The following is a 13,907-nucleotide window of genomic DNA, read 5'->3' as shown; positions in this document are numbered from 1 at the left end:
ATTAATATGGGGGAGAGCCTCTGGGGGGGCGGGCGAACGCACAAAAACAACCCCCCGCCCCGCACTATCCCGGGGGGTTCGGTGTTTTGAGAAGTGGGGCCGCGGAGCATCGGGGGTGGGGTGGGTGGGGGCGGTGTTAGGGCGCCGGCCCCCACCCCCCCGCGCGGTAGGGGCGGGGCCCCGCCCCCAAAACAGGGCGCCCGGGGCGCCCCCCCCCCCCCCCCCCCACTACCACGAACCTGTCTTATCCCAGGTCGCCCAACCGCGCCTGCAACGCCGCGACCGCGGCCAGCCCGGCCGTTTCCGTGCGCAGGATCCGCGGGCCCAGCTGCAGTCCCTGGAACCCTGCCGCCGCCAGCTGGTCGCGGTCGCGCGGCGACCAGCCCCCTTCCGGGCCGATCGCGAGCACGACGCCCCCTGCCGGAGCGGCCGTCAGCGTCGACAGGCGATGTGCGCCCCGCGGATCCAGGGTCAGCCGCAGCGTATCGGCCGGCAGCGCCGCCGCGGCCTGCGCCAGCGACAGCGGAGGCCCCACCTGCGGAATGCGCGCACGCCCGGACTGGCCGCAGGCCGACGTCACCACGTTGTTCCAGTGCGCCACGCGCTTCTCGGCGCGCGCGGCATCGAGCTTCACCTCGGTGCGCTCGGCGTTGACCGGAATGATCGCCGCCACGCCCAGTTCGGTGGCCTTCTGCAGGATCAGGTCCATCTTCTCGCCACGGGCGATGCCCTGCAGCAGGGTGATCGCCAGCGGTGATTCATTATCGATGGCCTGCACAGCATCGATGCGCACCTGCACTTCGCGCTTGCCGGCCACGGTCAGCGTGGCGCTGTAGTCATGGCCGTCGCCGTTGAACAGCACGCAGGTGTCTCCCTCGCGCAGGCGCATCACCCGCACCAGGTGGTTGGCCGTCTCTTCCGGCAGGGTCACGGTCTGGCCGCTGTGCAGCGCCAGGTCGATGGGGCAGCGGGTCACGCGCATGCAATCGCCTCGTCGATGGCCGCCAGCGTGGTGTGTGCCAGCAGCTCCAGTTGTTCGTCATCCACGCAATAGGGTGGCATCCAGTACAGCACGTCGCCCAGCGGGCGCAGCACCACGCCGCGCTTGAGGGCGGCCTTGTAAGCGTGCAGGCCCAGCCGCAGGCCCGGGTCGAACGGCGTGCGCCTGTTGCCGTCGCGCGACAGCTCGAACGCCACCACCATGCCGGCCTGGCGCACGTCGGCCACGTGCGGATGGTCGGAAAATGGCGCCGCCACCGTGCCCATCACCGACGCGATGCCCCGGTTGCGGGCGATCACATCGTCGTCGCGGAAGATGTCCAGCGTCGCCAGTGCCGCCGCGCAGGCCAGCGGATTGCCGGTGTAGCTGTGCGAATGCAGGAAGGCGCGCTCGCGCGAGTCGTCGAGGAAGGCGTCGTACAGCGCCTGCGTGGCCAGCACGGCGGCCAGCGGCAGGAAGCCACCGGTCAGGCCCTTGGAAAGGCACATCAGGTCCGGCATCACCCCTGCCTGCTCGCAGGCGAACAGGGTGCCGGTGCGGCCGAAGCCGGTGGCGATCTCGTCGGCGATCATGAACGCGCCATGGGCATCGCACAGTTCGCGCACGCGCTGCAGATAGACCGGGTCATGCATGCGCATGCCGCCGGCACACTGCAGGCGTGGTTCCAGGATCACCGCGCAGATCTCGCCCGGATGCTGGTCGAACAGCGTGGCCAGGCCGTCGGCAGCCTGCCGCGCGCGGTCGGCCGCGCTCTGGCCGGGTTCGGCCAGGTAGGCATCGGGCGACGGCGCGAACAGCGCTTCGGCCAGCAGCGGCGCATAGACGCGGCGATACAGCGGGATGTCACCCAGCGCCAGCGCGCCCAGGGTCTCGCCGTGGTAGCCGTTTTCCAGTGCAATGAAACGCGTGCGCCGCGGCTCCCCACGGTTCTGGAAATACTGGAAGGCCATCTTCAGCGCCACTTCCACGCCGGCCGAGCCGTTGTCGGCGTAGAACACCTTGGCCAGCGGCTCGCGGCCGGGCTGGCGTGGTGCCAATGCCAGCAGGCGTTCGGCCAGGGTGATGGCCGGCTCATGGCTGAAGCCGGCCAGCATCACCTGTTCCAGCTGCGTGGCCTGGGTGGCAATGGCACCGCCGATGCGCGGTTCGGCATGACCGAACAGGTTGGTCCACCAGCTGCTGACGGCGTCCAGGTAGCGGTGGCCGTCGTGGTCGATCAGCCACGCGCCTTCGCCACGGGCGATCGGCACCAGCGGCAGGGTGTCCGGATGCTCACGCATCTGCGTGCACGGGTGCCACAGCACCTGCAGGTCGCGCTGCCGCCAGTGGCGGGCCAGCGGGGAGGGGGTCGGGTCTGCTAGCATTTCGGGCTCATGAACATGTTGCTGCCTGCACATTCTATCGGCCCCGGCGCAGCCGCCGGTCGCCGCGGAGATTCCGCATGAACGATGACCGTGCCGGCCGTCGCTTGCCGATCATCCATCGGATCACCGATGAGGAGAACGGCCCCTTCCAGCGCCAGCATCTGGACCTGGAGTTCTCCAACGGTGAACGTCGCCGTTTCGAGCGCCTGGTCAGCCGTGGCCACGGTGCGGTGGTGGTGGTGCCGATGCTCGACGATGAAACCGTGCTGCTGGTGCGTGAATACGCCGCCGGCATGCATCGTTACGAACTGGGGCTGGTGAAGGGCAGGATCGACGCCGGCGAGACCCCCGAGCAGGCTGCCGACCGCGAACTGAAGGAAGAGGCTGGTTATGGTGCGCGCCGGGTCGACGTGCTGCGCGCGATGACACTGGCCCCGACCTACATGAGCCACCAGTCGTGGCTGGTGGTGGCGCGCGACCTGTACCCGGAAAAACTGGCCGGCGACGAGCCGGAAGAACTGGAAGTGGTGCCGTGGAAGCTGGCCGAACTGGACCAGCTGATGTTGCGCGAGGACTTCTCCGAGGGACGCTCGCTGGCGGCGCTGTTCATTGCCCGCCAGTGGCTGCAGGGAACGCGATGATCAAGCTGACGACGGACCTGCGCGAGACCGCCATCGCCATCGCCCAGCAGGCCGGCCAAGCCATCATGCAGGTGTATGCCGATGGCTTCGAGGTCCAGATCAAGGACGACAACAGCCCGGTCACCGCGGCCGACCTGGCGGCCAACCAGGTCATTGAGCTGGGCCTGCAGCAGCTGACACCGGACCTGCCGATCCTGTCCGAGGAATCGGCGCAGGTGGGCTGGGAGCATCGCCGCCATTGGGGCGCTTACTGGCTGGTGGATCCGCTCGACGGTACCCGCGAGTTCGTCAAGCGCAACGGCGAATTCAGCGTCAACATCGCCTTGATCTACCAGGGCGCGCCGGCATTCGGCGTGGTGCTGGCGCCGGTCACCGGCATTGTCTGGCATGCCATGCGCGGCGAACTGGCCTATCGGCGGCAGGGCCTGCATGACACCGTGCTGCGCACCCGCACACCGGCCACGGCTCCGCTGCGCGTTGCCGCCAGCCGCTCGCACCGTTCGCCGGAAACCGAGGCGCTGCTGGCGCGCATGGGCCGCATCGAGACCATCGCGCAGGGCTCGTCGCTGAAATTCTGCCGGATCGCCGAAGGCGGCCTGGATGTCTATCCGCGGCTGGGCCCGACCTCCGAATGGGATACGGCCGCCGGCCAGTGCGTGCTGCATGCCGCCGGCGGCGCGGTGCTGTCGGCGGCGACCGGCAAGCCGTTCCGCTACAACCGCCGCGAGACCCTGTTGAACGGCGATTTCATTGCCCTTGGTGATACCAGCCTGCCGTGGCGCGACTGGTTGTCCGACTGATCCTGGAGGCCGCATGAGCGCGCACGACACCCCCACCACTGGCAGCGCCGCAAGCAACGAACTGGAGCGCCTGCTGGCGATCATGGCGCGGCTGCGCGACCCGCAGGGAGGCTGCCCGTGGGATCTGGAGCAGAACTTCGCGACCATCGCCCCCTACACCATCGAAGAAGCCTACGAGGTCGCCGATGCGATCGACCGCGGCGACCTGGACGATCTCTGCGACGAGCTTGGCGACCTGCTGCTGCAGGTGGTGTTCCACGCACGCATGGCCGAGGAGCAGGGGGCGTTTGCCTTCGCCGAGGTCGCCCGTGCGATCAGCGACAAGATGCAGCGCCGTCACCCGCACGTGTTCGCCGATGTCAGCGTGGACGATGCCGACGGGGTGACGCGCAACTGGGAGGCGATCAAGCGCGCCGAGCGTGCCGCCAAGGGCGAGCAGGACACCTCCGCACTGGCCGGTATCTCGCGCGGCCTGCCGGAATGGCAGCGGGCGGTGAAGCTGCAGTCGCGCGCAGCCAAGGTCGGTTTCGACTGGCCGGGTCCGCTGCCGGTGCTGGACAAGGCCGCCGAGGAGCTGCAGGAGCTGCGCGAGGAGTTCGAACGCGGCGATGTCGCGGGCAACAAGGCGCGCCTGCAGGAAGAACTGGGCGACCTGCTGTTCGTCTGCGCGAACCTGGCGCGTCATGCCGATATCGATCTGGGCGCTGCACTGCGCGGTGCCAACCACAAGTTCGAGCGTCGCTTCCGCGCGATGGAAGCGCAGGCCGACGCACAGGGTGAGGCGTTGGCCGAACTGGACCTGGATGCGCAGGAAGCACTGTGGCAGCAGGCCAAGGCAGCAGAGAAGGCGTGAAAACGCTTGGCCTGTTCCTGCTGACCGCGCTGGCCGAGATCGTTGGCTGCTACCTGCCATGGTTGTGGCTGCGCAAGGGAGGCAGCGTCTGGCTGCTGCTGCCGGCGGCGGCGGCCAGCCTGGCCCTGTTCGCCTGGCTGCTGACCCTGCACCCGACTGCCAGTGGACGGGTCTATGCCGCCTACGGTGGCGTCTACATCGGCACCGCGCTGTTCTGGCTGTGGCTGGTCGATGGCATTCGTCCCAGCCGCTGGGACCTGCTGGGCGCAGCGCTGTGCCTGGCCGGCATGGCGGTGATCATGTTCGGGCCGCGCACCTCATCGGTGTAGAGCCGAGCCATGCTCGGCTGCTCTCCTTCCGACCGCGCTGGCGCGCGCAAGCCGAGCATGGCTCGGCTCTACAAGGTCAGCGATGGCGCATGATGTGGGCGACCCTGGTTCCCCGAGCCTGCTCATGTCCCGCTTCGCCAGCTTCCGCGAGTTCTATCCGTTCTATCTCAGCGAGCACCGCCACCCGGTATCGCGGCGGCTGCACTTCATCGGCAGTTGCGGGGTCCTGCTGCTGGTCGCCACTGCCTTGCTGCGCGGCCAGCCGCTGTTCCTGCTCGGCGCCCTGTTCTGCGGCTACGGGTTCGCCTGGGTCGGCCATTTTTTCTTCGAGAAGAACAGACCGGCGACGTTCCGCCATCCGCTGTACTCGTTCATGGGTGACTGGTGATGTTCCTCGACATCCTGCGTGGGCGGGTGCGCCTGTAGCGGGCGGCTGCGGCGCTTTGCGGGCATTGCCTCGCCGGCAGAGGAAAGGGTGGGGCGGGTTGCACTTCCGCTTGCATGAACCGCTGCGCTGCGGCACGCCTGCGGGCGACCGATCTGGGATAATGGGGTTTCCTGTTTCCTCTGCTGCCGGACCCGGTCATGACCCAGAAGACGCTGCTCAACGATACCCACCGCGCCCTCGGCGCCAAGATGGTCGATTTCGGGGGTTGGGACATGCCCATCCACTACGGCTCGCAGCTGGACGAGCACCATCTGGTGCGCCGTGAGTCCGGCGTGTTCGACGTCAGCCACATGACGGTGGTCGACCTGCGCGGTGACCAGGTCAAGCCGTTCCTGCGCCGCCTGCTGGCCAACTCGGTCGACAAGCTGAAGGTGACCGGCAAGGCACTGTACTCGTGCATGCTGAATCCGCGCGGCGGCGTCATCGACGACCTGATCGTCTACTACCTGGGCGACGACTTCTTCCGCATGGTGGTCAATGCCTCTACCCGCGAGAAGGACCTGGCCTGGCTGCGCGAGCAGGCTGCGCCGTTCGGCGTCGCCGTCGAGCAGCGCCCGGACCTGGCCATCCTCGCCGTGCAGGGCCCGCAGGCGCGCGACATCGTGATCGGCCTGGCCCGCGAAGCCGACCGCGCAGCGTTGACCAAGCTGGGTCGCTTCGCCGCCCTGCAGGTGCAGTCCGATGACGGCGTCGAGCTGTTCGTCGCGCGCACCGGCTACACCGGTGAAGATGGTTTCGAGATCCTGCTTCCGCAGGACGCCGTGGTCGCCTTCTGGAACCGCCTGCTGGCGGCGGGCGTGAAGCCGGCCGGCCTTGGCGCGCGCGACACCCTGCGCCTGGAAGCTGGCATGAACCTGTACGGCCAGGACATGGACGAAGAGATCAGCCCCTACGAAGCGGCGCTGGCCTGGACCGTGTCGCTGGACGAAGGCCGCGACTTCATCGGCCGCGACGTGCTGGAGGCGCAGAAGAGCGCCGGCACCGCGCGCCAGATGATCGGCCTGGTGATGGACGAGAAGGGCGTGCTGCGCCATGGCCAGACGGTCACCACGGCCAGCGGCCAGGGCGAGATCCTGTCCGGCACCTTCTCGCCGACGCTGGCCAAGGGCATCGCCTTCGCCCGCGTGCCGGCCGGTGAACTCGGCGAGGTCACCGTCGACATCCGCGGCCGTCAGGTGCCGGTGCGGGTGGTCAAGTTCCCGTTCGTTCGGGAAGGCCAGGCGCAGCCCGGCGTGCTCGCCGACGCCTGATCCGTACGTGCCGGTCGTCACTGACAGCAGTGGCGGCCGGTTGGTTACACTAGCCCCGTTTTTTCCACCCCTGCATATCTCTGGAGCAGTCCCATGAGCGAGATCCCCGGCGACCTCAAGTTCCTCAAGTCCCATGAGTGGGCCCGTGTCGAAGGCAATGGCCGCGTCACCGTCGGTATTTCCGACCACGCCCAGGGCCTGCTGGGTGACCTGGTCTACGTCGAACTGCCGGAAGTCGGCGCCGACGCCAAGGCCGGCGAGCAGATCGCCGTCGTCGAGTCGGTGAAGGCCGCCTCGGACGTCTACAGCCCGATCAGCGGCAAGGTCGTCGAGGTCAACTCGGCCCTGTCCGACAAGCCGGAAACCATCAACGAAGATGCCTACGGCGAAGGCTGGATGTTCGTGGTCGAACTGACCAACGCCGATGAGGTCAACGAGCTGCTGGATCCGGACGCGTACGCCGAAGCCCTGGAGAACGAAGACCACTGAGTCGTCGTTTCCGGATTCTGGAACGGCCACCTTCGGGTGGCCGTTTTTGTTTTGGCGACTGCACCGGACTCATGACGCGGGGTTCGCTGCGCACCCTCGGCGTGGCATCAGCCGACAGGCGAACGGTGCCGATGGGCGTGCGCAGTTTTGCGCAAATCCGCGTTTCAGCCCCGCGCCGACGCACTCGGATGTGAAAACTTTTCGCCCCCTGTTGCGGCGCCGTTGTGCTGGCGTTGGTGGCGGCGCCGGTGACCATCGACGTCGCACGCGCGATGCCGTTGCGAGTCTGTGTCTAAATGCGCGGAGTGCTTATTTCAAGTGTTTTTTGTTCAACGTATGCATCGATGCCGGTGCATGCAGCACGCTTGCGCGATGCTTCAACCGCCATCGCGGGCCGCGTAGAGCAGTGGCGCCGACGGCGCTCGGAAAGGCGCGGATGTGAAAATTTTTCGCGGGGGTTGTTGACAGTAAAAAAAACCGTGATTAGGTTTCGCCTCAGCAGACCTTGCCTGCCCAACCGAGTGCGCAGAATCAATCGTCCGATGCGAAGCAGCCCCTTCAAGACCACCGCGACCCTGATGACGGTGGACACGGCCCCGCTTCCCCCGGAGAAATGCAAGGCACCTCCCGTTCCGATGTCCGCTCCGCCGATCGAGGCGGGCATCGCCGCATCCGTAACGGCGCGCCTGACGCGCCGGCGGTCCCCGCACGCAGCATCCGCGGGTTTGATCCAACTGGGCGTTTCAACTCCCTATCACTGACGAGGAGCCATCCCATGGCAACCAAGAAAGCTGCGAAGAAGAAGCCCGCCGCCAAGAAAGCGGTGAAGAAGGTCGCGAAGAAGGCCGCTGCCAAGAAGGCAGTGAAGAAGGTCGCGAAGAAGGCGACTGCCAAGAAGGCAGTGAAGAAGGCGGCGAAGAAGGTCGCCAAGAAGACCACTGCGAAGAAGGCAGTGAAGAAGGCGGCGAAGAAGGTCGCCAAGAAGTCCACTGCCAAGAAGGCCGTCAAGAAGACCGCGAAGAAGGCGGCCAAGAAGGCCACCAAGAAGACTGCCAAGAAGGCTACGGCCCGCAAGCCGGCCAAGAAGGTCGCAAAGAAGGCGACTGCCAAGAAGGCCGTCAAGAAGACCGCCAAGAAGGCAGTAAAGAAGACCGCGAAGAAGGCTACCAAGAAGGCTGCCCCGAAGAAGGTTGCCAAGCGCAAGCCGGCCGCCCGCAAGAAGAAGGCCGCTCCGGTCGCTCTGCCGGCAACCCCGGCGCCGCTGATCTAAGTACTTCCCGATAGCCGCATCCTGAAACCCCCTTCCCTGGCTGCCCAGCGGGGAGGGGGTTTTTTTATGGGCGGCTTCGATCGCCTGGTGGGGTGACTACCGGCGGGAATCGTTCCACCAGGAAGTCGAGGAAGCTGCGCAGGCGGGTGGAGTGGTAACGGTCGTGCGCATAGACCACGTGCATCGGCCGACCGGCCTGGCCGTGCCCTGGGAGCAGCTGCACAAGTCGTCCAGCCTCGACATCGGCTGCCAGCAGCAGCGTCGACTGCAGGACGATGCCCAGGCCATGCAGCGCCGCCGAACGCAGCGCTTCGCCATTGTTGATCTGCAGTCGGCCGTCGGGCACGTGGTCGAGCTCGCCAGCGTCGTCCTGCAGCCACTGCGCAAGTGCACTCGGTTCGAACGACAGGCATTGATGGCCGGCAAGTGCATGCACGCTGTGTGGCGTGCCATGCCTGGCCAGATACGCCGGCGAGGCGCACATCATCAGGCGATAAGGGGCCAGGGCTCGTGCCACCAGCACGCTGCTGTCGGCCAGCGTGCCGATCCGCAGCGCCGCTTCGAAGCCCTCTTCGGCAAGGTCGACCACGCGATCGGTCAGCGTCGCTTCGACCCGGACATCCGGATGGCGCGCCATGTACTCGGCCAGTGCCGGTACCAGCGCATGCGTACCGAAGATCACTGGTGCACTGATGCGCAGCGTGCCCGCCGGTGCCAGGTGCTGGTGCTGCGCCTGCGCATCGGTTTCGTCCACCAGGCGCAGGATCTCCCGGCAGCGCGTGTAGTAATCCTGGCCGAACGGGGTCGTGTGCTGGCGCCGGGTGGTTCGGCTCAACAGCTGCATGCCCAGCCGTGCTTCCAATGCACGCAGATGCTTGCCGGCCATCGTCGCGGAGATGTTCATCGCCGCAGCTGCCGCACTGAGGCTGCCCTTGTCCACGATCAGCACGTAGACCCGCATGCTTTCCAGCAGGTTCATCTGACACCCCGGGTGTTGAATGCTGAAACCTGCGCGGAGTTTATCAATCAGGGGTGATCAAACAGCATGTCGTGCAAGGGCTGGATTGGCCGGCCATGCGGACAGGAGAACACCATGGACTTGAATCTTGCAGGCCGTACCGCTTTGGTGACGGGCGCGGCCAGCGGCATCGGTGCCGCCGTCGCCAGGCAGCTGGCGGCCCAGGGCGTGCGCGTTGCCATCACGTCACGGCAGCGGGCACCCCTGCAGGCGCTGGCGGCGCGGATCGAAGCCGAAGGCGGCGTGGCACCGGTCATCGTGGCCGGCGATGTCACCGTGGCCGGTGACGTCCGGTACATCGCGCAGGCATCCCGGGACGCATTGCAACGCGTCGACATCCTGGTCAACGCCGCAGGTGGCTCCCGGCCGACCACCGTCGATGCCGATGATGATGTCTGGGAGGAAGCGATCGCCCTGAACTTTTCCGCTGCGCGGCGGATGACCCAGGCGCTGTTGCCTGGCATGCAGGCGCAGGCATGGGGGCGGGTGATCAACTTCAGCGGTTCGATGGAACCGCGTGCGGTGAACGCGGCCACTGCGGCGAAGGCGGCGCTGCATCTGTGGAGCAAGGGGCTGTCGTCGGAGGTGGCCGGGCAGGGCATTACGGTGAATGCGATTGCACCGGGGCGCATCAACAGCGCGCAGATCCTGGAACGCCTGCATCCCACCGAGGAAAGCCGGCGTGCGTTCATCGCCAGCAACATCCCGATCGGACGCTTCGGTGAACCCGAGGAAGTGGCGCCACTGGTGGCCTTCCTGTCCTCGCCGCTGGCCGGCTACATCACAGGCGCGGTGATTCCGGTGGACGGCGGCATGCACTACTTCGCGCACTAGCGCCGCGGAACTGCTCTTTGCATCTGTAGAGTCGAGCCAACAAAAAGGGCGACCCGCAGGCCGCCCTTCGCACACACGATCGAGCCCGCCTGATCAGCGCGGCGACGCCACCGCACGATTGCCCGAGGCGCCCTTGCCCTTGCGCTTGTCCTGCTGCGCCGGGCTCGCGCCCTCGGCCATCAGGTTGTCGCTGCCGAAGTCGGTGTCCACGTCCAGCCAGCGCTGCGCCGGCAGGCCGAGCGCGGAGTCGAGCACGGTCGGCAGCAGGCCGCTGGGCAGGCTGCTTTCGCCATTCCACATGATGGCGATGCCCAGATCGCGTTCCGGCACCAGCGCGACCAGGCCGCGATAGCCCTGCACGGCACCGGCATGGAACACCACGTCGTGGCCGGCGTAGTCGAAGGTGCGCCAGCCCAGGGCGTAGCCGGCCGAGTGCAGGCGCTCGCGGCGCCAGCCCGAACGCATCTCGCCGGGGGTGCTGATCAGGCTCGAATGCAGGGTGGCCAGCAGCGGTGCCGGCAGCACGTCGGGGCGGTGGCCGGTGTGGGCGAGCAGCCACTGCGCCATGTCGCTGGCGCTGGCATTGACGCCGGCCGCCGGGGCGACCCGGTAGTAGGTCGGCTTCGGCGTCAGCGAGACCCAGCCGTTGCGGCTGCGCACGTGAGGACGCGCCCAGCGCGAGCTGGCCTGGATGCCGGCCAGGCCGAGGCTGGCATCGTTCATGCCCAGCGGCTTGAAGATGCGGCGCTCGACCGACTGCTCGTAGAAACTGCCGGAGGCCGCGTAGACGACATCGCCGATCAGGCTGAAGGCCACGTTCTGGTAGGCATAGCAGTCGCCCGGCAGGCACTTCAGGCTGGTGTTGGCCAGTTTCTGGGTCAGCGCGTAGTACTCGGCGTTGCCCTCGATGTCGCGGTCGTAGGCGTTGTACGGCAGGCCGACGCGATGGCTGAGCACGTCGGCCACTGTCAGGCGATCAGTGGCTTCCGGCGAGTTCAGGCGGAAGCCCGGCACGTAGTCGGTGACCTTGCTGTCCCAGCGCAGCGTGCCGTCGTTGACCAGCAGGCCGGCCATGGTGCCGGCGAAGGCCTTGGACAGCGAGGCCAGGCGGAACACGGTGCGCGCATCGACCGGCAGCGGATTGTTGACGTCGGTGACGCCATAGCCGCGCGCGCTGAGGATGCGGCCGCCCTGCACGATCGCCACGGCCATGCCCGGCACGCGTTCGCCATAGGTGAGCTGCTGCGCCATCGATTCGATGTTGGCGACGTTGAAGCCGGGCGCCGGGGCCTGCACGCGCGGCACCAGGCCGGTGCGGTAGGCCGCCGGCTGGGTGTGGGCGACAGTGGGACCGGCAGCGGATTCGATGTTGGTCGGCATCGGCGGCAATGCCGGCGGTGTCTGCGCGGTGGTGGACAAGGCAACGGGCATCAGCATGCCCAGCAAACCGGTGGCCGCCGAACGGATCGGGCGACGCAGGCTGTTCTTTTTCATCGGTTGGACCCGTGCGCGACTGCTGATGGCGATTCTAGCGCCGCTTTTCCCTTGTGCACAAACAAAGCGAAGATGAATGCGCATCTCGTTGAAAAATTTGAAGTTTGGGGCGCTGGAAGCATGTATCGGAACGTGTCATCCGGGGCCGATCAGCGGAGCTGATCCGCCCGCGGGAAGGCGCGTCGCGCTGGCGATGTTGCGGTGCATTGGCTAACGTACGCGTTTCATCGCCCCGGAGCCTGCCATGCCGCTGTCCAACCGCCGTCTTCAGGCGAGGGACACCGCGTGAGTGCGGTACGGAAGAAGGGGTCGCTGCAGGGCCTGGCGTCGGCACTGCGCGAGTCGCCAGCGCTGTGGTGGTCGTTCCTGTACTTCTTCTGCCTGCTCAGCGGCTACTACGTGCTGCGCCCGGTGCGTGAGGCCATGGCCGCCTCGGCAGACCTGGAAACGGTGTTCCCACCCGTGCTGATCGCCTGGTTCGCCAGCCACGGCATTGCGTTGAAGGACTTCGTGCTGCAGTTCCTGTTCTCCTGCGTGTTCGTGATCATGCTGGTGCTGCAGCCGGTGTACGGCTGGCTGGTCAGCCGCTTCCCGCGACGGGTGTTCCTGCCGGCGGTGTATGGGTTCTTCATCGTGACCCTGCTGGGCTTCTACATGATGTTCGACAGCGGCGTGCCTGGCCGCGGCATGGCCTTCTTCTTCTGGATCACCGTCTTCAACCTGTTCGCGGTGGCGGTGTTCTGGAGCTTCATGGCCGATGTGTTCTCCAATGTGCAGGCCCGGGCCTTCTATGGATACATTGGCGCGGCGGGCACCGTCGGTGCCTTCCTTGGTCCGATCATCACCAGTGCGCTGGTGCAGAGCGTGGGCATCGCCAACCTGATGCTGGTCTCCGCAGCTTTCCTGGTCGTGTGCCTGTTGTGCATCTGGCGGCTGCGGCACTGGGCGGTGCTGCGCGAACGCGAGCAGCAGCTGGTGTCCGGCGAGCAGCCGATGGGCGGCAGCGTGCTGGACGGCCTGAAGTTGATCGTGCGCGAGCCGCTGCTGCGCTGGCTGGCGATCATGGTGGTGTTCGGGGTGGGCGTGGGGACGCTGCTCTACAACGAGCAGGCTGCGATCGTGCGTGCGGCGTTCACTGACCCCGCAGCCAGCACCGCGTTTTTCTCGCGCATCGACTTGGCAGTGAATGCGCTGGCGCTGTTGATGCAGCTGGGCCTGACCCGCTGGTTGCTGTCCCGGCACGGCATCGCCCCGGCGCTGCTGATTCCCGGTTTCGCGATCCTGATCGGCTTCTCGGTGCTGGCGGCCTCGCCGATGCCGCTGATGGTCGCGGTAGTGCAGGTGATGACCCGGGCCAGCGAATTCGCACTGGCCAAGCCGGCGCGCGAGACAATCTACACGCGCGTGGACCGGCAGTGGCGCTACAAGGCCGGCGCAGCGATCGACACCGTGGTCTACCGCGGTGCGGACCTGAGCTTTGCCTGGGTGCACAAGGGCCTGTCATTGTTCGGCTCGCACGTAGTGTTCATCGGCGGCATGCTGGTGGCCGCGTGCATGACCGCAGCCGCGTTCGGTGTACTGCGCGAAGAAAAGAAACTGCCGCGCGACCGATGATTTCCCGGGCTCCGAGCCCCATCCCTGTCCAAGGAACCGCCCATGTACTGGATCGCACTCGCCCTGACCTTGCTGGTCGCACTGCTGCACGTCTATTTCCTGGCGCTTGAGATGTTCCTGTGGACCCGCCCGCTGGGCCTGAAGACGTTCCGCAACACGCCGGAGAAGGCGGCGACCACGCGCGTCCTGGCGGCCAACCAGGGCCTGTACAACGGCTTCCTGGCAGCAGGCATCGTGGTGGGGCTGGTGATCGATCAGCCAGTGCTGGTGACGTTCTCGCTGGCCTGCGTGGTGGTGGCGGGGTGCTATGGCGCCTACAGCGTCAGCCGCCGCATTTTCATGATCCAGGCGGTGCCTGCGATCCTGGCGTTGGTGTTTCGCGCGGTAGCGTAGATTCCAGCCAACGGCGCGGCCCCTCGTGGGTTGGCCGCGTAGAGCTTGTCATGGGGTTGGCCGGGCGGGTTGGGTTCGCGGGGGACGCCGCAAGTACGTCCGTGTAGGCT

15 protein-coding genes and 1 pseudogene are annotated in these 13,907 nt (G+C 67.0%); 11 read left to right on the top strand and 5 right to left on the bottom strand.

Annotation, left to right across the window (positions count from 1 at the left end; genetic code table 11):
- Positions 1-244: 244 nt before the first annotated feature.
- Positions 245-982: a 16S rRNA (uracil(1498)-N(3))-methyltransferase gene (locus tag WDC87_RS20765; protein ID WP_111007840.1), complete on the bottom strand. Its 738-nt coding sequence runs from the start codon at positions 980-982 to the stop codon at positions 245-247.
- Entirely contained in the window at positions 973-2,364 is a 1,392-nt protein-coding gene (gene bioA, locus WDC87_RS20760; protein WP_252744786.1) for an adenosylmethionine--8-amino-7-oxononanoate transaminase, read from the bottom strand. Before bioA ends, WDC87_RS20765 begins: the two co-directional genes overlap by 10 nt.
- Before the next feature lie 77 nt (positions 2,365-2,441).
- Here bioA and nudE point away from each other — a divergent pair, with 77 nt between their 5' ends.
- The 7 genes and pseudogenes from nudE to gcvH all read left to right on the top strand — a co-directional run bounded on the left by nudE (position 2,442) and on the right by gcvH (position 7,174).
- Positions 2,442-3,005, top strand: a complete 564-nt coding sequence (gene nudE, locus WDC87_RS20755) for an ADP compounds hydrolase NudE (protein ID WP_005418435.1) — start codon at positions 2,442-2,444, stop codon at positions 3,003-3,005.
- Entirely contained in the window at positions 3,002-3,805 is an 804-nt protein-coding gene (gene cysQ / locus WDC87_RS20750) for a 3'(2'),5'-bisphosphate nucleotidase CysQ (protein ID WP_111007839.1), read from the top strand. The genes nudE and cysQ overlap by 4 nt, the downstream gene beginning before the upstream one ends.
- A gap of 13 nt (positions 3,806-3,818) precedes the next feature.
- Entirely contained in the window at positions 3,819-4,658 is an 840-nt protein-coding gene (mazG, locus tag WDC87_RS20745) for a nucleoside triphosphate pyrophosphohydrolase (protein ID WP_072168555.1), read from the top strand.
- Entirely contained in the window at positions 4,655-4,987 is a 333-nt protein-coding gene (locus WDC87_RS20740) for a YnfA family protein (protein ID WP_252744787.1), read from the top strand. The genes mazG and WDC87_RS20740 overlap by 4 nt, the downstream gene beginning before the upstream one ends.
- Positions 4,988-5,111: 124 nt before the next feature.
- Positions 5,112-5,413 (top strand): annotated as a pseudogene (locus WDC87_RS20735) (DUF962 domain-containing protein).
- A gap of 159 nt (positions 5,414-5,572) precedes the next feature.
- Positions 5,573-6,685, top strand: a complete 1,113-nt coding sequence (gene gcvT / locus WDC87_RS20730; RefSeq protein ID WP_049438098.1) for a glycine cleavage system aminomethyltransferase GcvT — start codon at positions 5,573-5,575, stop codon at positions 6,683-6,685.
- A 93-nt stretch (positions 6,686-6,778) separates the two neighbouring features.
- Entirely contained in the window at positions 6,779-7,174 is a 396-nt protein-coding gene (gcvH, locus tag WDC87_RS20725; RefSeq protein WP_005418426.1) for a glycine cleavage system protein GcvH, read from the top strand.
- Positions 7,175-7,466: 292 nt separating this feature from the next.
- On the opposite strand, the gene WDC87_RS20720 is transcribed toward gcvH, so the two are convergent.
- Positions 7,467-7,838: a hypothetical protein gene (locus WDC87_RS20720; RefSeq protein ID WP_134968390.1), complete on the bottom strand. Its 372-nt coding sequence runs from the start codon at positions 7,836-7,838 to the stop codon at positions 7,467-7,469.
- Positions 7,839-7,949: 111 nt separating this feature from the next.
- Between WDC87_RS20720 and WDC87_RS20715 the strand changes: the two genes are divergently transcribed.
- Complete coding sequence (locus WDC87_RS20715; protein WP_252744788.1) at positions 7,950-8,444, top strand: hypothetical protein; 495 nt, start codon at positions 7,950-7,952, stop codon at positions 8,442-8,444.
- Between the two features lie 64 nt (positions 8,445-8,508).
- Here the strand turns inward: WDC87_RS20715 and WDC87_RS20710 are convergent, their stop codons facing one another.
- A complete protein-coding gene (locus WDC87_RS20710) occupies positions 8,509-9,423 on the bottom strand; it encodes a LysR family transcriptional regulator (protein WP_072168557.1) in 915 nt (304 codons plus the stop codon).
- 114 nt (positions 9,424-9,537) lie between these two features.
- Between WDC87_RS20710 and WDC87_RS20705 the strand changes: the two genes are divergently transcribed.
- Positions 9,538-10,296, top strand: a complete 759-nt coding sequence (locus WDC87_RS20705) for an SDR family oxidoreductase (protein WP_072168558.1) — start codon at positions 9,538-9,540, stop codon at positions 10,294-10,296.
- A 93-nt stretch (positions 10,297-10,389) separates the two neighbouring features.
- Here WDC87_RS20705 and WDC87_RS20700 read toward each other — a convergent pair whose 3' ends face one another.
- Positions 10,390-11,790 (bottom strand): serine hydrolase domain-containing protein, encoded by a 1,401-nt coding sequence (locus tag WDC87_RS20700; RefSeq protein WP_252744789.1) that lies wholly within the window; start codon positions 11,788-11,790, stop codon positions 10,390-10,392.
- A 285-nt stretch (positions 11,791-12,075) separates the two neighbouring features.
- Here WDC87_RS20700 and WDC87_RS20695 point away from each other — a divergent pair, with 285 nt between their 5' ends.
- Both WDC87_RS20695 and WDC87_RS20690 read left to right on the top strand, forming a co-directional pair.
- Entirely contained in the window at positions 12,076-13,404 is a 1,329-nt protein-coding gene (locus WDC87_RS20695) for an MFS transporter (RefSeq protein ID WP_072168559.1), read from the top strand.
- A 42-nt stretch (positions 13,405-13,446) separates the two neighbouring features.
- Entirely contained in the window at positions 13,447-13,797 is a 351-nt protein-coding gene (locus WDC87_RS20690; protein WP_072168560.1) for a DUF1304 domain-containing protein, read from the top strand.
- Positions 13,798-13,907: the final 110 nt, after the last annotated feature.

The sequence above is a fragment of the Stenotrophomonas maltophilia group sp. Smal12 genome, assembly GCF_037079935.1.
GTDB classification, from domain to species: Bacteria; Pseudomonadota; Gammaproteobacteria; order Xanthomonadales; family Xanthomonadaceae; genus Stenotrophomonas; species Stenotrophomonas sepilia.
The sequence above is the reverse complement of the archived record's forward strand: the minus strand, read 5'-3'. Positions and strand labels throughout refer to the sequence as shown.